This window comes from Pauljensenia sp. C0170B5 (genome assembly GCF_056590195.1).
The window spans coordinates 69369-93092 of record NZ_JBWPVR010000001.1 but is presented as its reverse complement, the minus strand read 5'-3'; the positions used below and the strand labels follow the sequence as shown (position 1 = coordinate 93092).

18 protein-coding genes are annotated in these 23724 nt (G+C 59.2%); 6 read left to right on the top strand and 12 right to left on the bottom strand.

Going from position 1 to position 23724, the window contains the following annotated elements; genetic code table 11:
• The first annotated feature begins 5 nt into the window (after positions 1-5).
• From AC1EJZ_RS00385 to AC1EJZ_RS00375, 3 genes are all read left to right on the top strand, one after another.
• Positions 6-890 (top strand): ParA family protein, encoded by an 885-nt coding sequence (locus AC1EJZ_RS00385; RefSeq protein WP_092649023.1) that lies wholly within the window; start codon positions 6-8, stop codon positions 888-890.
• A gap of 1015 nt (positions 891-1905) precedes the next feature.
• Positions 1906-2820 carry a ParB/RepB/Spo0J family partition protein gene (locus AC1EJZ_RS00380; protein WP_413772595.1) on the top strand — a complete coding sequence of 305 codons (915 nt, stop codon included), beginning with the start codon at positions 1906-1908 and terminating at the stop codon, positions 2818-2820.
• A 418-nt stretch (positions 2821-3238) separates the two neighbouring features.
• Positions 3239-3895 carry an HAD family hydrolase gene (locus AC1EJZ_RS00375; protein ID WP_480293744.1) on the top strand — a complete coding sequence of 219 codons (657 nt, stop codon included), beginning with the start codon at positions 3239-3241 and terminating at the stop codon, positions 3893-3895.
• A gap of 72 nt (positions 3896-3967) precedes the next feature.
• Here AC1EJZ_RS00375 and AC1EJZ_RS00370 read toward each other — a convergent pair whose 3' ends face one another.
• The 7 genes from AC1EJZ_RS00370 to AC1EJZ_RS00340 form a co-directional block, all read right to left on the bottom strand.
• Positions 3968-4927 carry a D-alanine--D-alanine ligase family protein gene (locus tag AC1EJZ_RS00370; RefSeq protein ID WP_480293743.1) on the bottom strand — a complete coding sequence of 320 codons (960 nt, stop codon included), beginning with the start codon at positions 4925-4927 and terminating at the stop codon, positions 3968-3970.
• A 91-nt stretch (positions 4928-5018) separates the two neighbouring features.
• Entirely contained in the window at positions 5019-6338 is a 1320-nt protein-coding gene (locus AC1EJZ_RS00365) for an aminotransferase-like domain-containing protein (protein ID WP_480293940.1), read from the bottom strand.
• Positions 6339-6461: 123 nt separating this feature from the next.
• Entirely contained in the window at positions 6462-6818 is a 357-nt protein-coding gene (locus AC1EJZ_RS00360; RefSeq protein WP_070726064.1) for a thioredoxin family protein, read from the bottom strand.
• Complete coding sequence (gene trxB, locus AC1EJZ_RS00355) at positions 6815-7867, bottom strand: thioredoxin-disulfide reductase (protein WP_092648034.1); 1053 nt, start codon at positions 7865-7867, stop codon at positions 6815-6817. The genes AC1EJZ_RS00360 and trxB overlap by 4 nt, the downstream gene beginning before the upstream one ends.
• Before the next feature lie 11 nt (positions 7868-7878).
• Entirely contained in the window at positions 7879-11190 is a 3312-nt protein-coding gene (murJ, locus tag AC1EJZ_RS00350; RefSeq protein WP_480293742.1) for a murein biosynthesis integral membrane protein MurJ, read from the bottom strand.
• Positions 11187-13700: a DUF6049 family protein gene (locus tag AC1EJZ_RS00345; protein WP_480293939.1), complete on the bottom strand. Its 2514-nt coding sequence runs from the start codon at positions 13698-13700 to the stop codon at positions 11187-11189. Before AC1EJZ_RS00345 ends, murJ begins: the two co-directional genes overlap by 4 nt.
• On the bottom strand, positions 13700-14236 hold the full coding sequence (locus AC1EJZ_RS00340) for an NUDIX hydrolase (protein WP_082628632.1): 537 nt from the start codon (positions 14234-14236) through the stop codon (positions 13700-13702). Before AC1EJZ_RS00340 ends, AC1EJZ_RS00345 begins: the two co-directional genes overlap by 1 nt.
• Positions 14237-14448: 212 nt before the next feature.
• On the opposite strand from AC1EJZ_RS00340, the gene AC1EJZ_RS00335 reads away from it, so the two are divergent.
• The 3 genes from AC1EJZ_RS00335 to AC1EJZ_RS00325 all read left to right on the top strand — a co-directional run bounded on the left by AC1EJZ_RS00335 (position 14449) and on the right by AC1EJZ_RS00325 (position 19984).
• A complete protein-coding gene (locus AC1EJZ_RS00335; protein WP_082628699.1) occupies positions 14449-15873 on the top strand; it encodes a CCA tRNA nucleotidyltransferase in 1425 nt (474 codons plus the stop codon).
• A gap of 132 nt (positions 15874-16005) precedes the next feature.
• Positions 16006-17475 carry an NADP-dependent phosphogluconate dehydrogenase gene (gndA, locus tag AC1EJZ_RS00330; protein ID WP_058237597.1) on the top strand — a complete coding sequence of 490 codons (1470 nt, stop codon included), beginning with the start codon at positions 16006-16008 and terminating at the stop codon, positions 17473-17475.
• A gap of 136 nt (positions 17476-17611) precedes the next feature.
• Positions 17612-19984, top strand: coding sequence for a transglycosylase domain-containing protein (locus AC1EJZ_RS00325; protein WP_480293741.1), 2373 nt, complete (start codon positions 17612-17614; stop codon positions 19982-19984).
• A gap of 196 nt (positions 19985-20180) precedes the next feature.
• Here the strand turns inward: AC1EJZ_RS00325 and rplI are convergent, their stop codons facing one another.
• The 5 genes from rplI to AC1EJZ_RS00300 form a co-directional block, all read right to left on the bottom strand.
• Positions 20181-20639 (bottom strand): 50S ribosomal protein L9, encoded by a 459-nt coding sequence (rplI, locus tag AC1EJZ_RS00320; protein WP_058237599.1) that lies wholly within the window; start codon positions 20637-20639, stop codon positions 20181-20183.
• A gap of 23 nt (positions 20640-20662) precedes the next feature.
• Positions 20663-20905, bottom strand: a complete 243-nt coding sequence (rpsR, locus tag AC1EJZ_RS00315; protein WP_058237600.1) for a 30S ribosomal protein S18 — start codon at positions 20903-20905, stop codon at positions 20663-20665.
• A 116-nt stretch (positions 20906-21021) separates the two neighbouring features.
• The gene (locus AC1EJZ_RS00310; RefSeq protein ID WP_070726052.1) at positions 21022-21585 is read right to left on the bottom strand and encodes a single-stranded DNA-binding protein; all 564 of its coding nucleotides are present in this window, start codon (positions 21583-21585) and stop codon (positions 21022-21024) included.
• A 36-nt stretch (positions 21586-21621) separates the two neighbouring features.
• Positions 21622-21912: a 30S ribosomal protein S6 gene (gene rpsF / locus AC1EJZ_RS00305; RefSeq protein WP_058237602.1), complete on the bottom strand. Its 291-nt coding sequence runs from the start codon at positions 21910-21912 to the stop codon at positions 21622-21624.
• Positions 21913-22107: 195 nt separating this feature from the next.
• On the bottom strand, positions 22108-23559 hold the full coding sequence (locus AC1EJZ_RS00300; protein ID WP_480293740.1) for an MATE family efflux transporter: 1452 nt from the start codon (positions 23557-23559) through the stop codon (positions 22108-22110).
• Between the last annotated feature and the right edge of the window lie 165 nt (positions 23560-23724).

Here is a 23724-nt window from a genome sequence, read left to right as displayed (position 1 = left end):
CTGAGATGAGCGAATTGACGCAAGGTGACGCTCCCCTATCGCGGCGTCTTCAGCAGAACTATGCTGATCTTCGTATGCTCGAGCACGCGGTCTTCACGCGGCCAGAGCGCCCTGTGGTCATGACCGTTGCCAACCAGAAGGGTGGCGTTGGAAAGACGACGTCCGCCGTCAACTTTGCTGCAGCTCTGGCTCTTGGCGGGTTGAATGTTGTGGTCATTGATGCTGATGCCCAGGGAAATGCGTCGACGGCGTTGGGTGCAGAACATGGCGTGGGCACTCCGTCAATCTATGACGTGATGGTGGAGGGAGCATCGTTGGCAGGCGTGATTCAGGACTGCCCTGATGTGGAAGGCTTGCGGGTGTGCCCATCGACCATTGACTTGTCGGGTGCTGAAATTGAAATGGTGGATTTGCCGCGTCGTGCATTTTTGCTGTCCGATGCGGTTTCGGAGTTCTTGTCAGTGAACCGTGACGTGGATGTCATCCTGATTGACTGTCCCCCGTCGCTCGGATTGGTAACGCTCAATGCACTGGTGTGTGCCGACGAGGTCATGATTCCGATTCAGACCGAATATTACGCGCTGGAAGGTTTGACCCAGCTATGGTCAACGATCGAACGGATTCGATCTGAACTCAATCCGCGGTTGAGGATCTCGACGATTGTGCTGACGATGGTCGATAAACGTACCAAGTTGAGCGAAGAGGTTGCAGCTGAAGTGCGCGAACACTTTGGGGAGATCACGCTGACAACCGTCATCCCACGATCCGTTCGCATTTCCGAGGCGCCGAGTTACTCGCAGACTGCAGTAACCTATGATCCGCGATCGACCGGTGCGATTGCGTACCGCAAGGCGGCGCTTGAGTTGACGCAGCGATGGGCACAGAAGTAACTGATCGCGTCATTTTGCGTGGCCGTGACCTGTGAAGGATAATTACAGTTCCAGTGTCTGTGCGGGTGGCGGGCCTGTGAGTGAGTCAGGTTGTATGCGAATGCAGGAAATGTTTCACGTGAAACATTCACGAAGAGGCCCGTTTGGTCAGTGATGACAAAAGCCCGGTGAAGTTGGATGACCAGGTGCGATGTGAACCCGACATGATGGTGGATAGGGACTCCTGCAACTCGTGATATCGAGCGCTCTTTGTTTGGACGGTGGACAAGGTTGCAATCGAATGTGCTCACAGCAATGTTTCACGTGAAACATTCGTTGGCGCTCAGAGAACTGTAGAATCGAAAGCATCGATACGACCGAAGAAAGTGAAGCGCTGGGAACGATGGCCAGGAAGAAAGACACTGCACATCAATCGTCCGATTCAGGAAAATCGACTCGTCGGCACGGAGGACTGGGACGTGGATTGGCGGCACTGATTCCAGATTCTCAGAGCGAAAATCCGCATTCGGTGTCGCGGCCGCTTGATGTCTTATTTCCAGAGCATACGGGTAGCCATGCTCCAGTTCGTGGGGGGTCACAACGAGATTTGTTGTCTCCGCGCTCGTCACGTCGGACAGCACGCACACGGAAGGGCACGACCACGCCCGAGTCAGAAGGTACGGGGAATTCAACAACCGTTGTGTCAGAGTCGTCGGACGCATTTGCATCCAGTCAGTCCCGCAACTTGGGTTCTGAACGCGCCCACAAGGATTCAACGAGAAAGAATCGTGTAACATCTGCTGGAACAAGAAAAGGTGCAGCCCGCAAATCACAATCGGATGACGGCGCAGTGTCGCGAAAAGGTGAGGGTGCGTCACCTCGTAAAGGTCAGTCGAGGTCACGGCTCTTTGCTGAGGTCCTTGAAGGAACACCTGCGAATGTTTCACGTGAAACATCGCCGTCGGCCGCCGATTCGCCAGGACCTGACGGAGATCACGCGCCAAAAGAAAACTCGGGATCAAATAACGCAGAAGCAGTGCCGAGATCAGACGCTGGTCACGCAGGTACTGGTGACGAGAAGTCTGACCTGGTCGAAGTTCCCGGTGCGACCTTTGCTGAGATTCCAACTCAGTGGATTGTGCCGAATACCCGTCAGCCTCGGAGCGTTTTTGACGAAGATGACCTCAATGAACTGGCCGCTTCGATTCGAGAAGTCGGGGTGCTGCAGCCGATTGTCATTCGACCCATCGAAATCACGTCTGATACGCCTGACACATTGCGTGAATACATCGAGGAAAAGCCGGAAGCGCGCTATGAACTCATCATGGGAGAGCGACGTCTGCGCGCCTCTGAAATCGCTGAGGTCGACACCATTCCCGCCATTATCCGAAGGACCCAAGATGAAGACCTTCTGCGAGATGCCCTGCTGGAAAACCTCCACCGCGCCCAGCTCAATCCACTTGAAGAAGCCTCGGCCTATGCTCAGCTGATGGAGGACTTTGGAGCAACGCAGGAAGAGCTGTCAAGGCGCATTGCACGATCGCGTCCGCAGATTGCCAACACCTTGCGATTGCTCAAACTCCCACCCGCCGTGCAGCGAAAAGTTGCTTCGGGCGTGATCTCTGCTGGCCACGCACGAGCCCTGCTCTCTTTGCCAACACCAGATGAAATGGAGCTGTTGGCTGACCGAATTGTAGCAGAAGGGCTCTCGGTGAGGACGACGGAAGAAATCGCTCGGCTCAACAAGCCTAAGCCTGCACGGGTACAACGCATCCGCAAACCTCAGCAGCTCTCTGAGTTGGGGCGCCACGTGGCAGCGGAACTGTCTGATTTGTGCGATACCCGTGTAACGGTGAACGAAGGCAGCACCAAAGGCAAGATCGTCATTGAGTTTGCCGGCGCACAGGACCTGGAACGCATCGCAGCAGTCCTGCGCGCACAGGCCAGGTAACGCGTACGCAGATATAGACAGGGCCGCACGTGCGCGATCGTGATGCCGACATTTATTGTCAACAAGCGTCTCAGGATGGGTTAATGAGTCTTGAGGACTAGACCACTAGAGATGATATGGGTGTCGCGCTGTCATGCTATGCGCTAGCGGCATGGTGCCATGACGCTGTCACACCGTGATGATGTGATGCGGTGGCGCAAGGCGCCGAGGAATGCACCCGTGAATTCACCGGCCGTGCGCCGCAGACTGTGATCGATACTATTCGTGAAGCCGGTGTGAATGATCACAAACTATCCCATTACATCTGAAAAACGGAGACAATCAGAGCAGCGATACGAATACGGGTGAGCTGCCGGAAACGCTACCAGCGCAACCAGCGGTGAGTCCGTCCACCGGTCCAGTAGGAGATTAAGCAGCAATGGGGAATGCGCAGTGCCTGATCAGCACCGTATTGTTCGACATTGGTGGTGTGCTTGTCACACACCGACCTGATGCGGCGAAGATGGCTCAGGTCATGAATATGGATACCACCCCGTCAGACACCGTCAAGCTGGTTGATCATTCCATCTGGTTCCACCGTGATGCCTACGATGCTGGCTGTTCAGACCGTGAATTCTGGGACCACGTCGCAGGAGATTGCGGATTGGGTGAACTCAGCGATGCCACGATCGCCGCTCTCGTCCAGGAAGACATTACACGCTTCGACCTGCCTGACCCGGACGCCCTCGAACTCGTATGCGAACTGAAAGCCCGCGGAATGAACCTGGGGATCCTGTCCAACGCGCCGCACGCGATTGCCGACAGCTTCCCGCAACTGTCCTGGGCTGAGGCCTTCGACCACTTCACATTCTCCGCTCCGCTGGGCGTGTGCAAGCCGGCACAACGCATTTATAAAGAAGCAATCGCCCGTTCAGGGGTGCCAGCGGACAACATTCTCTTCATTGACGATCGACAGCCCAATATTCGCGCCGCCACACTGGCAGGAATGCACACCATTCAGTGGACCGACCCAGCCACCGCGCGTGAGGCGCTGGTCAACCTCAACCTGCTCGACGAATGCGTCGCAGCGAGCTGACACGAGCTGCAGACACTCGCTGAAGTGCTGAAGTGACGAGGGCGCCTTCGGAAAGCACGCCCGACCACAACCTCACAGATCTGAGGCCACGAAATGCACGATGCGGTCGCACACCGCGCTGAATGAATCCTGCGCATCTGCAGCCTGAGGGAACAACGACGTGTCTGTCATTCCGGGTGCCACATTCGCATCGATGAACCACACAGTTCCAGCAGGATCAACGATCACGTCAATGCGGGAGAGGTGACGCAATCCCAGCAAAGCGTGGATCTCCAATGCTGTTTCCTGCGCATGATCGAGAACCTCTTGATCAAGACGAGCGGGCACGAAGTATTCCGTGCTGTCCGTGGTGTAGCGGGCATCGTAGTCGTAACGCCCGTCATCGGTGACGATCTCAATAGGCGGCAAGGCCGTGGGCCCGTTCTCCAGGTCAAGAACAGAGACGGCAACTTCGGTGCCTTCCACGAAATTCTCGATCATGACGCGCTCACCATAGGCAAAGGCGTCAACCAGCGCCAGCCGCAGCTCCTCAGCCGAGGTCACTTTCGACAGACCCAGGGCCGATCCACCATCAGCCGGCTTCACGATCGCCGGGTAGTGCATTGTCTGATCCAGTGGATCCAGCACACCGGAGGCGCCAACCTGGCGGAAAAGTTGCTGAGGGAGTGTCACCCATCCGGGAGTGTTCAAACCCGATGAACCAACCAGGCTCTTGGCTGTGGGCTTATTGGTCGCCATCATGGCCTGAGCCGAGTTCGACCCGACGAAGGGAATATCAAGGTTTTCGAGCAAGCCCTGCAAGGATCCGTCCTCGCCCAGGGAGCCGTGAATCAGCGGCCAGATCACATCGGGCTGAAAATCCTTGATACCTGTCAGCAATTCACTGTCCAGGTCGCACACGCATACCTTGTGGCCCAGGTGATGCAAGGTGGATGCCACGCGGCGGCCCGACCGCACGGACACGTCGCGCTCGTGGGTAAGTCCACCTGCAATGATCAAGACCCGCTGTGGGTGATCTGTCTGACGAGTCATAGCGTCGATACCTCCTGAGGTAGTCGTGGCAATATCTGTCAAAGAACGTGAGTGGTGTGAACAGTGCGCTCAGGCAGGTTCACGGACCTATTCAGTTATCTGAAGTCGGCAGTGTGGGCTCGACATCGATGTGCGCGTTCGCAGGGACCGACCCGACACCGAACATGTCCACCAGCTCCTTCTCAGCGTTGACCACAGTGGACAGACGTCGCACACCCTCGCGAATTTCCTCGGGAGTGGGGTAGCAGAACGATAATCGCATGTGATTGGTACCACGCCCATCATAGTAGAAGGCAGTTCCGGCCACGTAAGCGACCTGGGCTCGCACCGCGCGCGGCAGCATCGCCTTGGCGTTCAGGCCGTCGGGCAGCGTGACCCACGTGTAGAAGCCGCCCTCAGGATGTGTCCACGTGCAGTCCGGCATGTACTCAGCCAACGCCTTCATCATTGCGTCGCAACGCTCGTGATACATGGAACGGAAGGTTTTGACCTGGCTGTACCAGTCGTAATCAACCAGGTACCCGCCGATCGCCATCTGACCCACCATCGAGGGGCACAGGATCGCTGACTCGCTGGCCAGGACCAGTTTGTCGCGGATTGCGTGGGGTGCGTAGGCCCATCCGATCCTGAAGCCCGGTGCAAACATCTTGGAAAACGATCCCAGGTAGACCACGACTTCCGGTGCGTAGGACTTCAATGCGGGAAGCGGATCTGACCCGAAGCCGAGCAGTCCGTAGGGGTTATCTTCCACGATCAGCACGTGTTCACGCTGGCAGATCTCAACGATGTGCGGTCGGCGTTCCTCGCTCAGCGTCACGCCCGCTGGGTTGTGGAAGTTCGGAATCGTATACAGGAACTTAATCGTCTTTCCAGACTTACGCAGAGAGTGGATCATATCCTCCAACGCCTGCGGAATGATGCCATCGGCATCCATGTCGACGTGCACCACATCGGCCTGACGCGCACGAAACACACCAAGGGCTCCCACATATGACGGCGACTCCGCGATGACAACGTCACCCTCGTCAATGAACAATTCGGAAACAAGGTCCAGGGCCTGCTGCGAACCGGTGGTGATGACAACGTCATCGGGGTCGGCACCTGCGATGCCGTCATAGGACATGACGTCGCAGATCTGTTCGCGCAGCGGTTCCCAGCCTTGACCGGAGCCGTATTGCATTGCGACCGAGCCGTTGCGTGCGATCAAGTCGCGCGCCGAGTCAGCCAGGCGCTCAATAGGCAGGTCCTTCAGGTTGGGCATGCCGCCAGCCAGTGAGACAACTTCGGGGCGCGACACTACCGAGAACAACGCGCGGATTTCAGAGGCGCGCAGGTTGTGAGCTCGCTCGGCATAATGGTCAAACCATGGGTCGAGACGGTTTCCATGCTGAGCGGCTTCCCGGCCGGGCATCTGGCTCACAACGATTTCCTTCCATTGTGCTACGCAAGTGCTGATCACACGTTCTATCACCAGTGTGCCACCACTTCACACACGGTCAGTAACGGTGACACTCGTGAGGCGACATATGATGAATCAGGTCACACTAGCGCGCCGATGTTTCATCGCGCAAGCACTGTCCAGTCCGTGACGCAACTCGGTTTTCGGTTGCGCACCATCCCACGTGCGGGTGGGCTGCTCGTCGTCATACGGATTGATCAGGACGGCGCTGGGAACCCACGTCACATGCCATCGTTTCGCAAAGGTGACGAACTGCGGGGCGTCGGTATCGACAGCCACAACCGTGACATCTGCAGCGAATTCACCTGCAAGTTCGTCGAAAACCGGCTCAACCATGCGCGATTCGGGACTCCAGTGGGCCAGGCATGCAATGAAAACGATGCGGTCGTCGGAAAGGAGCGTGTCGAGTTCACGCAGGTCGACACGCTTCACAGTGTTGCCAGGTACCGTTCAGCGTCGAGGGCGGCTCGGCACCCTGATCCCGCTGCCGTAATGGCCTGCCGATACATGTGGTCCACTGCGTCACCGCAGGCGAATACGCCAGGCAGTGATGTGTGGGTCGACGGCTCGTTCACGGTAATGTAACCGGCTTCGTCCAGGTCAATCTGGCCGCGCACGATGTCGGTGCGTGGCAGGTGTCCGATCGCAACGAACACGCCCTGGACGGGCAAGGTGGTCTCAGAGTCGTCAACGGTGGAACGCAAAACGAGGCCTTCCACCTCGGTGTCGCCCTCGACGCTGGCTACTGTCGAGTTCCACGCGAAGGAAATCTTCGGGTCAGCCTTGGCGCGGTCTGCCATCACTTTGGAGGCGCGCAGTTCGTCGCGACGGTGAACGATCGTGACGGACTGTGCGAAACGAGTCAGGAAGGTTGCTTCTTCCATTGCAGAGTCGCCGCCACCGATGACCGCCAGGTCCTTGTCCTTGAAGAAAAAGCCGTCGCAGGTGGCGCAGTAGCTGACGCCGTGGCCGGAAAGCTCATCTTCACCTGGCACGTTCATGTGGCGGTATTCGCTGCCGGTCGCGAGAATCACGGTGCGAGTCTGCAGTGTCTCGTCATCGAGTGTCACGGTCTTGACGTCGCCCTCGAGGCTGACGCTGCGGGCATCCTCGAAACGAATATCGGCACCGAAGCGTTCGGCCTGGGCACGCATATTCTCCATGAGTTCGGGCCCGAGGATACCCTCAGGGAAACCGGGGAAGTTCTCCACGTCCGTCGTGTTCATCAGGGCGCCACCTGCGTCCAGTTCACCTGCGATGACGATGGGCCTCAGGCCGGCGCGCCCGGTATAGACAGCTGCCGTGTATCCGGCGGGGCCTGATCCGACGATGATGACGTCATGAACGGTGCCGTCGGTGTGAGACTGTGTAGCCTCGGTGGCCTGGTCGGCGGTTTGAGGGGCCGTTGCATCGTCCGCCTGACTGTCGCCCAGGCTGATTGCGTTGATAGAGGGGATAGAGGAGACGGAAAAATCAGTCATGATGCACCTTGTCATTCCACAGTGACTTCATAGACCCACGCCTGGTTGCTACCTTCGTCAGACGAGGGCATGTAGCGGAACATTAACACGAGGCCCTGGGTCTCAACAGGCTCCGGTAATGTGATGTCAGTTGTCGGACTCATTGCCGTGGTTGCCAGCTCTGTGCCGTGACGTGCAGCGGTGACGTCAACTGACGGGTCGACGGAGGTGAGGACCAGCTCGCCTCCGGTAGTGCCCGGAGCCATGTGGACAGTCACCTTGGACACGGTGGCCTTTTCCTGCAGGTTCAGTTTGAGTGAGACGATCTCATCGGGCGGGAACTGGTTGTAGTCGAAGGAACGCGACCTCCATGCGGTGTCCAGTTTCCCGTCGATGGCGTAGATCGCCTGGTCCGGGTTGTCACCATTGTCGTTACGCCACGACAAAGCATCCACGGAGGTGACCTGCGGACGGATGATTTCCGGTTCGACAGGTTGATCGGATCCTGACTGGCCGGATCCTGACTGTTCTGCAGATTGGCCGGATTCCTGCTCGTTGTGGGTAGGACTGAATGAGAAGCCTTCGCCGGATACAGGTGCGAGCATGGTCTTGACACCCCACAGCCCGCCACCGATGACCAGGATCGCCGCAAAAATCACGGTCGGAATCGTGGGATTGATGCGCGTGGTGAGGGCACGGCTTGTCGTCGAAGATGCGTTCGAGGCCGGCTCGGGCTGCTCGGTTGCTGTGGGCTGTTCGGTTGCTGCAGATTGCCCGGTCTCAGACGCAGCTCCCGCAGCCTCGGTTGTTCCCGTCGTACTTGCTGTGCCGGCTGTACCTAGAGCGCCGGCCGCACCTATGCCACCTGAAGCGGCAGCTGCCGGCGGCACGGAGTGATCACTCGACTCGTGACCCGAGGAGGCATGATCGGTGAGCCTGCCGAACGCAATCTCATCGAAGCTGGGACGCGCGGGCTGATGAGCGCCATGTTCATGAGAGCCAAACTGATCGAGTTCGTCGTTCTCATCAGGTTCGGGTGGGTAGGGCACGGGATGCTCCTTAGGTGTGTGAGCTGGCGTCGGTTCAGAGGCGCGCAGGTCGTTCGCTTGGGATTGTACTAAGTGTGGAGTCTCTTCGTCGGGCGTCACCGCCGAGGCGAGGCCGTCTTGAGCATCCGGCTCCGGCGCCGCGGCACCCCACCTGCTGACCACCGGCATCTCACCCGTGTTCGTCGGATCTGAAGGTGAAAACCCTCTTTGCAGAATGCTCGAGAGGATCTGTGCATCCTCTTCCACCTGGGCCGGGTCATCACTGTGATGAGCGTCAGCGGGGAACGGGTCAGCATGAAGAGTGGTGTCGTATTGCGCGTCGGTGAGTTCCTGACCAACCTCAGCCTGCTCGCGACCCAGGAACTTTGACCAGTCAAAGAAGTGAATCTGCGTGCGTTGCGAATCGGTATCGTGCGAGGACCCGTCCACCACCGCGTCGGCCTGCGTGCTTTGCTGCTCACCAGAATCTGCTGTCGGCTGCGCGCGATCTGCGGCAGCTGAATCCGACTCGTCGCGCTCAGCGTCGGGGGCTTGCGGCACGGTGGTACGTGCGTGTGAAGCAAAAGAGGCAGTGGAGGCGCCCGCTCCTTCAACGACGAACACCTTGCGGATCAACGCTGGTACGGGTAGTCGCCGGTTCACCTTGCGCACAGCATCACTGGTGGAGGCAGGATCAAGCAGACGCATCATCAATGCGAACACGATGGTGACGACGAGGGCGACCACCACGGCTTTCACAGCTGCGACCAGCCAACGCGCCACCCACTGATCGATCGGGGTGGAAGCCCCCATCAGCCAGATAGCCACACCACCGGCCAGACCCCCCACACCGGCGGCAGTGAAGTATTTGATATAGCTGGCGACAATCAGACCCGGGTTGACGTAGCGAATCTTTCGCGCAACCCAGAAGACGGCGATAAAGCCCTGGAGGAGTCGGCACACCGTTTCAGCTGCGCTGGCCCCGATCGTCCACCAGCCGGGTCCTGCCAGGAAGAAAACTGACCATCCGACGATGATCTGAATGATCGTCGGGACGATTCCCATCAGGAAAACAGGTTTGGCATCCTCGTAGGCGAAGAAGACGCGTTGGCTCATCAGCACCATGCCGGTCGAAGCAACGCCCGGCATCAGGGCGATCAACACTGCCGCGTAGGCGCGCACATTCTCCGGCGAGGCCATCGGCAACACCAGCTGCATGACCGGCACAGCTGCCGCGATCAAAATGGCCGCAGCCAGCAGCGTCAACAAGGTGATGACATTGACGCCTGTGTGGAAATTCCGCGCGACCTCCCGGTGATCATTTTCGGTGACCGCATTGGCCATCCGAGTGAAGATCGCGGTCGCCAGCGACACGGAGATCAATGACTGAGGAACCATGTACACCATGAACGCTGCCGTGTAGGCCACGTAACCGGCAATGGACGCGTCATGCAGAGTGGCCCAGTGGTCAGCCTGCGTAGCCAGGTTCGTTGTTGAAATAATGCCGATCTGGCTCACGCCGAGCGTGGCGAACGTCCAGCCGGCCACGCGTGAGGCGGACTTGAAGGACGTGCCCTTGAAATGCCAGTCGATGCGCAGCTTCACGTCAGCGTGACGCAGCGGTATCAGCAAGATCAATGCCTGGAGGATCACGCCGAGCGTGGCCGATCCGGCCAGCACCCAGAACTGAGAAGAGGTGAATTCTTCAATCGGGAAGACACCGTGGTGAGGGCCCCACAAGATCAGGAAGATGCTCAGACCCAGGATGGCGATGACATTGTTGAGCACCGGCGCCCACATATAGGGACCGAACATGCCGCGCGCGTTCAGCAATTCGCCCAGCAGGTTGTACACCCCATAGAAGAAAATCTGCGGCAAACACAGCAATGTGAAGGTGATGGTCAGTGCGCGGGCGGGACCCTCGTAACTGGAGGCGAACAATGTCACCAGGAGCGGCGAGCCCACCATCATCACGATGGTGACGCCGAATAGGATCAGTCCGGCCAGCGTGAGGAGGCGCGAGACGTAACGATCCCCAGAACGCGACTTCAGTGCGCGCACGATCTGCGGAACGAGGACAGCGTCGATGACACCTGCCGCCAGAATGTTGTAGACCGTGTTGGGCAGCGTGTTGGCCACCTGGAAGGTCGCTGACACGGAGCCGGCACCTTCACCGATCGCGATGATCAGCAGCGCGGTTCGCACGAATCCGAGGATGCGGGAGACCAGGGTGCCTGACGCCATGATGGCTGACGACTTCAGCAGGGACGTCTGCCTGGGGGCACGCGAATCAGATGCATCGTGTGACTGGTTCATGGTGTGTCTCCATCATCTGAGTGTGTGTGCTTGCGTCGCGACGACACTAACGGGTCGCGTGATCGCCACTGCGAGCGCACATTGCGAATCAAACCGACGCAGAACGCCACTGCAACCAGCCCCGCGATTGACCACGTCCCAATATCCTCCCACTGTGCGCGCAAACGTACCATGACGGACTGAGAGCTATCGAGTATGGTGCCACGCGGTGTGGCCACAATGTAGGTGACGTCGATATTCCCCGATCCGATGGCCTGAACTGGAACTTCGACGTTACCAGTGGAGTTCGCCTCGAGGGGCTGAGCGGCGCTGGGTGTCGCACGAAGACGCGCATCGTCAGGTTTCAGCGTTGCGGTGACGGTGATTGTCCACGGTAGCTTATTCGTCACGCGCACAGGGAACGCAGCCGTCTTGTTAATGACATTGATCGTCGCTGATGGTTCGGCATGGACCAGTGAGTACAGCTCGCTGATCGCTCCCTGCAGGTTCTTCGCCGCCTCAATGGCGTGATCATCGTCGTGTCCTGCACTGACGGCGTTGAGCATCGCCATGTTGACGACGCTCGTCAGCTGGTGGGGTTCGTCGAGTGCGGTCGCCAAGGCTGCAACCTGAGCGCGTACTTCGTTCAGCGTGTGCAGTGTGTGCTCCCAATGGTCAGGGACCTCAGGTGTGGGATGTACGTCTTCACGCTCGGTATCGGTGGGCTCTGACGTTGCAATCTCGGCGAAGGAACGCGGTGCCATCCAGTCCGACTGTGTCAGGGAGCGGATACGTGATACCAGTTTGGAGTTGACGGCGGTGTTGCGCGCCACGGTCACGAGCTGAGGTCGGGCGATATTGGGAAGCTGACGCGTGATCAGAGCACCCATTGCCTGGGCTGCCTGACGCGCATCCAGCTCATCGCTGTCTGTAGGCGCATCCCACGCCAGCAACTCCGTGAGCTCACGAGTCGAGGTCAGCACCGTGCGAGTCGAATCAGATGCGCCCTCCGTGTGGGTGTGACCATCATCAGCATCGACTTCGACGCGTGTCACGGATGTGAAAGAGGCGTCCTCGGGAGGCGCGACTTCACCGGCGGGTGCAATGATCGTGCGGCCAGTTGACTCCGGCAGCATGGACAGCCCGAAAGTCGATGAGCGTGGCCACAGCACTGATCCGATGACGCTGACTGACTGAGCTGAACCAGTGCGTGATGTGGTCGAATCTGCCTGACCGGCCTGATTGACGACCTGCTCGGGCGTGGACAGCGTGCCGAAAACGCTCATCGACTCACGCGCCAGTTCGGTCAGACGCTCATCGCCTAGCTCTTGCAGCCGAGCGGGGTCTGCATCCATGCTGGGCAGGGCAACAACCTGCCCCCCCGATCCGACGAGGGTGTCCAGTGCGCGCGAGACAAACGCGGAAGTTGCCGGTGAATGCCACCATGACGGTGTGGGGTACCTGGGTGAAGGCCAATGAGGAAACGGAGTCATCTCTGCTGGACCGGCGCTTCCGCTTTGAGGCTGATCGCCGGATTGAGAGCCTGCATCTGCCGCCGTGCCGTTCGCGCTGCCGGACTGAGTGCCTTCAGGTTGGCTGCTTTTACCGGATTGCGCCGGGGAGGCCGAATCAGAATCGGAACGGGCAGTGGATTGGGACTGGCTGGTCGGAGCAGTCGACTGCGGCTGGGCGCTTGTCCCGGCAGATTGAGCCTGGTCAGCGGTCGTAGTCGGTGAGCGCAGCCGCCCGTCGGCGTCAAGAATGCCGGTGCGCACAAAACTGGTCAACGCTTCAGGATCAACAGCCAGTGTCACGCCTGGTGTGCGGGCAAGTTCACTGAGAGCTTTCCACTGCTCCGTGGAGCCAAATGCCTGAGTCGACGTGAAAGGAACCAGCACCGATATGGGTGTCTGCTGACGCTCATAGTAAGAATCCCACACGACCACGGAGCGGTCCTCACCGTCTATATCACCCTCATCAGTCGTGGCCAGCGCCTGGACGCAAATACCGCGCGGCCCCCACTCAAAACTGTCATCCAGCGGCAGCTCCTCGGCGGGAACCGACAAGGTGAAACCCACTTTCTGACGCGGGCCAAGCTGCCTGTCGATGGTGCGTTCGGCTACCGGGATGCCGGCATCAGTGTGGCCCGAAAAGTATGCGCTCAGGTCAGGTGCCGCGACCGCTGAATGGACGGACATGAACAGGCGCAGCACAGTTGACGAGGTGGCCTGTGCACCCGAAAGGTTCGTCAATGTGCCCGACACGGTGAGCGTTGACGTGTCATCAAGGACAGTGGGTGTGATCGACGTGATCGACACCTGCAGATTGCCGCCCTCATCGGCTTCACCGAGCACGCTGGGGCGCGTGGTGTGAATACCGGACGGGTCACCCTCGGACGTGGAAGTAAAAGAAGCAACACGCGCACTGGTGTCAGTTAGTGGCATGCTCGAGGCACCCGCGGGCGCGCACAGGCACGCGGCAGTCACAATGGCAGTGACGACCGTGGAGAAAACGCGTGCGCGGCTCTTCATCACACGTCCCGGTACAAAAGATCCAATGCGATTCTGACGATACGACGCTCGTTCGGATAGGCGAGTTGGCGCATCAGCTGCTGCAAGGATACCCACGACGCGTCTTCAGCTTCGTGATCAGGGTCCATTTCCACGGTGATCGATCCCGACACGTAGCCCATGAGGAAGTGGTGCACCACCTTGTGAACACGCCGATCAGGAGAGGAAAACCAGTAGTCGATCGACGCGAGGTGACGAATGATCCGTCCGGTAATCCCCGTCTCTTCCGCAACTTCGCGCAATGCGGCTTCCTGAGCGGTTTCGCGTCCCTCCAGGTGGCCTTTCGGCAGGCACCATTCGATGCGGCCGGCCCGGTTACGTCGCGCAATGATCGCTGCGTAAGGGGTACCGTTGACAACATCGATAACGAGGCCGCCCGCCGATGTTTCTCCCACAATCGGCAGGCGGGAACTGGCAGAGTGATACGCCCGTATCGAGGCATGGTGGCGTGGGGGACGAGGTGTCCCCACACGGCGCTCATAACGACGGGCTGACATAGTTCCACTCTATTAGTCTTGGAGCGATGGCGGGTGACGTGACATTCCTGCGTCGCGGCTCCTGAGGTTTTTCGAGGCCTGAAAACGTGGCACTCTAGTACGTAATGGATACGCACAAGCACGGTTCCCACGCTGACCGCCAGCAACTGAAAGGACACGGTGTGAAGACACGCGCACTCGAGGGTGTCGGATCTCAGGACGTGCCAGCTTTGCTGGTCAACGCTCAACGCACATTCAGCCATCTACCTGCGCAAGTACTGGAAATGGCGCACCTTTTTGACGACGCTGGCCAGGAAATTGCGCTGGTGGGCGGACCTGTGCGCGACGCGTTCCTCGGCGTGACGCCGCATGACTTCGACTTCGCAACATCGGCACGCCCCGACGAAACCGAGGAGCTGCTCAGCAAGTGGGCCGACGCCGTGTGGGACATCGGCAAGAAGTTCGGCACGATCGGAGCACGCAAAGATCACATCGTTGTGGAAATCACCACATACAGGTGCGACGAGTATGACATCGGCTCACGCAAGCCTGACGTCACATTCGGAGACACGCTCGAGGGAGACCTGACGCGCAGAGACTTCACTGTCAACGCCATGGCGATGCGGCTGCCGACGATGGCACTTGTGGACCCTCACCACGGTCTTGACGATCTGGCCGACGGACGCCTGCGCACACCTGTCACCGCTCAACAATCATTCGACGACGACCCGCTGCGCATCATGCGTGCGGCGCGTTTTGCCGCCCAACTGGGCATCGACGTCGACATGGATGTGATGGATGCGATGGAGTCGATGGCCTCACGGCTGTCGATTGTGTCCAACGAACGGATCCGGGCCGAATTTGAACGCCTGATGGTCAGCCCGTACCCGCGGCGCGGCATCGAACTCATGGTGCACACCGGCGTGGCAGCTGTTGTCATTCCGGAGCTGGACGCACTGGTCGATACGCGCGACGAACACCGTCGCCACAAGGACGTGTACGAGCACACGCTGACCGTGCTCGATCAGGCGATGGACCTGGAAACCGGGCTCGATGGCGCTGTGCCGGCACCGGACCTGATTTTGCGGCTGGCCGCGATCATGCACGATGTGGGCAAGCCTGCCACGCGGCGCTTTGAAAAAGACGGCACCGTGTCGTTCCACCATCACGAGATTGTCGGCGCGAAACTGACGCGCAAACGCCTCAAGGCCTTGACCTTTGACAGACACACAGTTGATGCGGTGACGCATCTGGTGGCGCTGCATCTGCGTTTCCACGGTTATGGCGAACAGGCCTGGACTGATTCGGCTGTGCGCCGCTACGTTGCTGATGCTGGTGACCAGTTGGAGCGCCTGCACCGCCTCACTCGAGCTGACTGCACGACGCGCAACCGCCGGAAAGCGATGCACTTGTCGGCCGCTTATGACGATCTGGAAGCACGCATCGCTCAACTACGTGAACAGGAAGAACTCGATGCGATCCGGCCGGATCTGGATGGCAGTCAGATCATGGAAATCCTCAACATTCCACCTGGCCGCGATGTGGGTCGAGCACGCCAGCACCTGCTGGACCTGCGCATGGAGAACGGCCCGATGGGTCAGGACGCGGCACGTGAGGAACTACTGCGCTGGTGGACCGAGCAGGGTGCCAGGGACTGAAACACCCGCCGGCCGCCCAAGGCACGGCGTTCGCACCGTAAAACAGTGGCCGGACTGTACACTCAATGTGAAGGGCGTCATAGCGTGGATCGGACGCCCTCGCGCCACGACAAAGGATGAAAGAAGCTCACGATGACGATTACTTCACCTGAAACGGCAAGTGCTGATATTGGCGTGTATGGAATGGGCGTGATGGGGTCGAATCTTGCGCGTAACCTCGCACGCAACGGGTATCGCACTGCGGTGACGAATCGTTCACCCGGTCGCACGCTGCGCCTCATGGACCAACATGGCGACGGATCCGAGGGCATCTTCATTCCCTCGGAAACCACCGAAGACTTCGTGAAATCGCTCGAAAAGCCGCGCGTGGCCATCATTATGGTGCAGGCAGGTGAGGCCACTGACTGGGTCATCGAACAGCTTGCGGACCACATGGACGAGGGTGACATTATCGTGGACTGTGGAAACTCCCTGTTCACTGACACGATTCGCCGTGAAAAGTGGGTGCGTGAGCGTGGGATGCACTTTGTCGGTGCTGGCGTTTCAGGCGGTGAGGAAGGTGCTCTGTGGGGGCCGTCCATCATGCCGGGTGGAACCGAAGAGTCCTACAAGCGCCTTGGCCCGATGTTTGAAACGATTTCCGCCCATGTGGACGGCGAGCCGTGCTGTACGCACGTGGGTGCTGACGGCGCGGGTCACTTCGTCAAGATGGTACACAACGGCATCGAATACGCAGATATGCAGGTCATCGCGGAGGCCTACGACGTGCTGCGCCGCGGCATGGGTGCTACACCGTCCGAACTGGCGGACATTTTCGACGAATGGAATGCGGGCGAGCTGAATTCGTACCTCATCGAGATCACGGCGCAGGTGCTGCGCCACAAGGATGCAAGCACAGGTGAGCCGCTGGTGGATATGATCGTGGACCAGGCATCGCAGAAAGGCACCGGCAAGTGGACCGTGCAAACAGCGCTGGACCTGGCAGTTCCCGTCACCGCCATTGCTGAAGCAACCTTTGCGCGCGGCGCATCCTCGCAGACCACGCAGCGTGAAGCCGCACAACACATGGAGGGCCACGCCCAGGAACTGAAGGTGGAACAGGCCGATCATGACTCCTTTGTTGAGGACGTACGACGCGCCCTGTTCGCCTCCAAGATCATCGCCTACTCACAGGGATTCGATGAGATCGCTCAGGGGGCACACGCCTACAACTGGACGATTGACAAGGGTTCTGTGGCGCGGATCTGGCGCGCAGGATGCATCATTCGTGCCACGTTCCTGTCCGACATTGGGCAGGCGTACGACGAGGATCCCGATCTGCCTCTGCTCATGGCAGCCGAACCCTTCGCCTCCCGGATCGAGGAATGCATCCCGTCACTGCGCAAGATTGTGGCATTGGCAGCGACGCACGGCATTCCTACCCCCGTGTTCTCGTCGTGCCTGGCCTACTTCGACACGGTGCGTGCCGACCGACTGCCGGCAGCACTGATTCAGGGTCAGCGTGATTTCTTCGGCGCGCACACCTACCGGCGCGTCGATCGCGAGGGAACATTCCACACGCGGTGGGCTGACGAGGGCAAGCCTGAAGAACAGTGGGACTAGGCTCGGACCATACCCAGGTGTGATTCCCTTCATGGAAAAGCTGGGATTTCCATGTGAAACGAGGGGAATAGTGGCGCGGTTCATGGCGCGATCACCGTCGACATGCTTACGCTGAAGGGCAAGGCTCATAGAGACGGTGCCTGTAACGAAAGGTGAACGCGTGTCGAAAAACGGCAGGATGAATCCGGATGAGGCCAAGAACGGGCGTCACTCGTCCCGCTCATCGCACGGCACATCGCGAGGGGCGATGCGTCCCGATCCGGCATTCCCCAAGCGCGCAGCGCGACATGAAGGAACCCATCGGTCATCCGCTTCCAACTCGTCGCCCGGGACTTCCAGGCAGGCTGGCTCCACTGCGGCAGGCAATGCCGGTGGGCGGAAAGGCGAAACCAGCCGGTCGAACTCACGCAAGACCAGTGGACGCACAGCGAATGGGCGCAAAAGGCGGTCATGGGGTAAACGCATCGGCCTTGCCTTCGTGTTCAGCGTCCTCGGCGTCATTATTGCCGGACTGGCATCCTTCCTGTTCCTGTACGCCACGTTGGATATTCCCAAGGCCGACCAGGTGGCCCTGGCTCAGACCAGCACCGTGTATTACGCGGACGGCACCTCCGAGATGGGGAAGTTCTCTGAGATCAATCGCTCCATCATCGACACGTCCACATTGCCGGACTATGTGGGGCAGGCCGTTGTTGCCTCCGAAGACCGCACTTTCTATTCCAACTCCGGAATAGATCTGAAAGGCATTGCGCGTGCCCTCGTCAATAATCTGAGAGGACTGCCGCGACAAGGTGGCTCCACGCTCACCCAGCAGTACGTGGAGCGCTACTACATGGGTGAGACTACTTCGCTGAAAGGCAAGGTCAAGGAAGCGGTCCTGGCGGTGAAGATCAACCGTGAGCAAACCAAGGACGAAGTGCTGGGCAACTACCTCAATACTATCTATTTCGGCCGGGGAGCCTACGGCATCGAAGAAGCCTCGAAAGTCTTTTTCGGACATCCGGCATCAGAACTGACCCTGTCAGAATCCGCGCTGCTGGCAGGGATCATCCCGGCACCATCGGCGTGGGATCCTGCAGAAGATCCTGATATGGCGCACTCACGGTGGGAACGAGTCATCTCACTGATGGTGCAGGACGGGTGGATCGACCAGGCGGAAGCAAATCAGCAGCAATTCCCGCAGACCATTGATTTCCAGGAGACGACCTCGTCAATGACCGGGACGACCGGCTACCTCCTGCAGCAGGTGCGTCGCGAGCTGGCCGAGACAGGTGCGTTCACTGATGAGCAGATCGATTCGGGTGGCCTGTCGATCATCACCACTATCGACAAGGCTCGTCAGGAAGCCGCAATCAATGCGGCCCAGATGATGAACGAGGTCGAGGGATGGAACCCTGATTCCATGCACGTGGCGCTGTCTGCCATTGACCCTGCAACGGGGGAGATCGTCGCTGAGTTTGCGGGCAGTGACTATCAAAAAGTTCAACGTAATGCGGTCACTGATGACATTGCACAGGCCGGTTCAACCTTCAAGCCGTTTACCTTGCTGGCGTATGCCGATCAGGGCGGCAGTGTCTACGATCAGGTTGATGGCAGTTCACCGCGCTCATTTGACGGCCTGGCTGAACCAGTGTCGAACGTGGGGAACACCTCGTGGGGTAATGTGTCGTTGATTAAGGCAACGTCCTATTCAATCAACACGGCTTTTGTGACGTTGAATGAGAAAGTCGGTCCGCAGGCGACAGTGGACACAGCCGTGAAGCTGGGAATCCCTGAAGACACGAACGGACTCGATGCGACGCTGCTCAACACGTTGGGTGTGGCATCAACGCACAACATTGACCTCACCCATGCGTATGCCACTATCGCCAACGGCGGGACACGGATGAACCCGCATATCCTGCGAGAGGTGCGTGACTCTGTTGGCAACAAGGTCTACAGCGCGCAGCTTGAGTCGGAAAAGGTCTTTGATGCAGAGACGGTCAGCGCGATTATGCCGGCGCTCAAGGCAGTGATGGAGCCGGGTGGCACCGGTGAGAAGGCGGCAGTTCTGGGACGTGAAGCGGCCGGTAAGTCCGGTACGTCTGATGATCAGAAGTCCGCACAGTTTGTTGGAATGGTTCCGGGCCTTGTCGCCAGTGTCTCGATGTATCAGTCCGACGAGGCCGGCAACCCGGTTTCGCTGGATAACATCGGCGGCCTGTATCAGTTCCACGGAGGCGACTGGCCAGCTGACGTGTGGGTGAAATTCATGGAGGCTGCAACTGCTGACCTGCCTAACGGTGACTACTCGTGGTACACCGAACCGAACCCAGTTCAACAGAACACTCCACCAACGCCGACACAACCTCAGTCGGTCCAGCCCACCCAGCCGACTCAGCCCACACAACCCGAACCAGCTGAACCGACTCAGCCCACACAACCCGAACCAGCTGAACCGACTCAGCCCAGCCAGCCTGGTCAGGGTCACGATGACGACCACGATACGGGCGGCTCTCAATCCTCCTAGACGTCTGGCGCTGGTGGGCACGTGGGCCTAGCCGGTTGGCTATCCGACTGCATGAAAATCGAGCCGCACCCACAGTGTGGAAAAAATCCACTGCGCGGGTGCGGCCCGGTATGAATGTGCCCGGCGTCCCGGAGCCTCCTTACAGAAACGGAGTACTCATCGGAACGCCGGGATCACACTCGGTGGTGTGTCACTGTCACTCAGCGATGACGCGGACATGCAGGTTTGCAGACACCTCAGAGTGCAGGTTGACCTTGACGGTGTAGTCTCCCAGCGTCTTGATCGGAGCAGGGATGACGATCTTGCGGCGATCAATCGTCTGGCCGATCTGATCCTGAACGGCCTGAGCGATGTCGGCACTTGAAACGGCGCCAAAGAGTCGATCGTTGGAACCGGTCTTGCCGGAAACAGTCACGAACTTGACTTCCTGGAGCTGATCGCGCACGACGCGGGCATCGTCGACGGACGCGATTTCGCGCTTGCGGCGAGCACGAGCCATGTCGTCAATCTGGCGCTGAGCACCCTTGGACCATGCAGTGGCAAGGCCGCGAGGAACTAGGTAGTTGCGAGCGTAACCGCTTCTCACCTCGACAACGTCACCGGCTGAACCGAGCTTGTCGACATCGTGGGTCAAAATGAGTTTCGTTGTTGCCATCAGAAAAAGCCTCCCTATGAATCTCAGCGACCGGACGAAGAGTACGGCAGCAGAGCCATCTCGCGGGCGTTCTTGACGGCCTTGGCGATGCGGCGCTGTTCCTGTACGGATACGCCAGTGACACGGCGGGCACGGATCTTGCCGCGGTCCGAGATGAACTTACGCAGCAAAGCGGTGTCCTTGTAGTCAATGGATTCGATCTTGGCCGACTTCAGCGGGTTGGCCTTCTTCTTAATGGGCTTATTGCGAAGTTGAGGCTTCGCCATAGTGTTCTCCTTGGATCCAGGTAATCGCTGTGATTACCCCATACGAAAAATGAAGCGATAAGAATGCATTGCGAAAGCGCGTTGCGTCAGATCAGCGTCGCCCTCGTCAATTGAATTTAGAAAGGCGGCTCTTCACCGAAAGAGGACGCTCCCTCGGTGCGCCACGGATCGGAAGTGGACCCTCCGGCGGGCGCATTGTAGCTGCCTTGTTGCTGACCATATCCACCCTGGTAGCTGCCGGAACCACCTTGCGCGCCAGCGCCTGACTGGCTCTGGTATCCACCCTGGGAGTATCCGCCCTGGCCGGAATCGCCTCGAGGAATGCGGGTCACTTCAGCCTTTGCGTAACGCAAGGATGGGCCGACCTCGTCAACCTGCAGGGACAATTCACTGCGCTGCTGGCCATCGCGCGTTTCATAGGACCGCAAAGTCAGGCGACCCTGGACGATGACGCGCATGCCTTTGCGCAGGGTTTCGGCCACGTTCTCAGCCGCGTCGCGCCAGACGGAGCAACGGTAGAACTGTGTGTCTCCGTCGCGCCATTCGTTCGCACTGCGGTCGAACGAGCGTGGGGTCATTGCCACCGAGAAGTCGGCAACGGCTACTCCCGATGACGTGAAACGCAATTCGGGATCTCTGGTCAGGTTTCCGACGATTGTGACGACAGGTTCTCCAGCCATGTCAACTCCTTTGGTGGGTGGTCAAACGCTCTTAATTCAGCGTGCGTCAGGGCGCATCAGTTTGTGGCGCAGGATGGACTCATTCAAGCCCATCAGACGTGTTGCTTCCTGTGCAGCCTCAGGCGTTGCTGTCATGTTAATGACAACATAGATGCCTTCAGATTGCTTCAAAATGTCGTAGGCAAGACGACGCTTGCCCCAGACGTCCACCTTTTCGACGGAGCCGTCGCTGGCTTTCACAGGGGCCAGGAACTTTTCCATCATGGGGACGACGGTGCGCTCGTCGATCGTTGGATCGAGGATCACCATCAGTTCATATGTACGCACGTGTGTACCCACCTCCTATGGTCTTAGCGGTCACGGACTTTCCGTGACAGGAGGGTAATGCGTGGACAGTGTCCCTTATGCAGAACACGGTCCGAGTGTCCATTTTAGTCGCTTCGAGGCTCTCTTAGCTACCCCGCGGGGTGAATCTGTGCGGTCGAGTTCGCCACATCCGATCGCCGGCAAGGAGGCTCATGTTCAGTGCAGGTCGGCAATAGCGCGGCGCGGTGACCACCAGGTGCGCCACGCGTTCACGAGGCCGCGCACCCCCAGGAACACGAAACCGAAGATCAGCCACAGCGCCACCATTGCTATACCTTGATCCGCCGGGCTCAGTGCGTCATCAATGCGTTGGGCAGCCATCCAGCGGTCCAGTGTCCACAGACACGGAAGGTAGACCACCATCATGAAGACACCGCCAAAGGCCAAGGTCTTGCCGTGCCCCGCGCCGATCAGGACGCCGTCAAGCAAAAACACGACCCCTCCCAACGGCATGGCGCAGGCGCTGGCAATCAGCGCCCATGTCGCAATGCGGTGCATCGATGGGTCAGAGCCGAAGAAGTGAGGCAAAAACGGGCTGGAAGCAGCGATGAGTACCGCGAGAATCAGGCCGACAGCTGCGCCCCACACGGTGAGTTTGCGCAGCAGGGTGCGCAGGTGCTCGCGGCGCCCGGCACCCAGATCGAAGCCCACCAATGCCTGCGCGGCGATGGCCAGCGCATCCAGTGCCAGCGCGGTGAACATCCACACGGCGTTGACCACCTGGTGTGCCGCCAAGGCGGTGACGGAAATGGAGGTGGCAACCATGAGGGTGGCGATGGTGGCGATCCTCATGGCGACGGTGCGCACGAACAGGGGAGCGCCGTCCAGAGCCGCATTCCAGATTCCCGCTCCTGATGGCCGCAAGGACACGTGCCGGCCTCGCGCTTTGGACAAGATGACGGCGACAAGGACGACAGCCATCAGTGTCTGAGCCAGCGCGGTTCCCAGTCCCGACCCGGCGATTCCCATGTCCAGCCCGTAGATGAACAGCGCGTTGAGGGCGACGTTGAGTGCTGCACCTCCGGCGGCAACATACAGCGGCGTGGTCGTATCGAGCAGGCCGCGCAGTGTGCCTGTGGCCGCCAGGACAACGAACATTCCGACCAGGCCGGGAGAGGCCGTGTGCAGGTAGGCGAGCGCGTGCGGCATGACGTCAGGTGAATTGCCCAGGGCTTCCACGAGCGCCCGACCGCCCAGGATCAAGCCGCATGCGGTGACAATGCCGCATCCGGCTGCCAGCCACATTGCTTCAATACCGGAGCGAATGGCGCGCACGCTGTCACCGGCCCCGAGTGCCTGTGCAGCGAGCGCGGTTGTGGAATAGGCCAGAAAGACGAACAGTCCGACGATGGTTTGGACGATGGTGGTGGCGGTGGCCAGGCCGGCCAGCTCTTCAGTGCCAAGGTGGCCCACCATCGCGGTGTCGATGAGGGTGAAGATGGGTGCTGCGACGAGTGCTCCCAGTGCCGGGATTGCGAGGGACAGAATCTGACGGGTCAGTGACCCTGAGGGGGTGGTGGGGGCGCTGTGAGAGGAGTGCGACGTGGATGAAACCGTACCTTTATGTTCATCTTGAGGGTCGCAAGAATTCATCTTCTGTTCATCCACTGATTACGCTCCTATTTGTTGTCCACACATTGTGCATAGATCTGTGGACAACCTGGTGGTGATGTTCCGCATGAAAACGCCTCTTGAGCGATTTGCATGGTGGTGGGGATCAGATCCCCGTCCCAACTTTATCCACATGTACTGTGGACGACCTGCCGAGTTGTG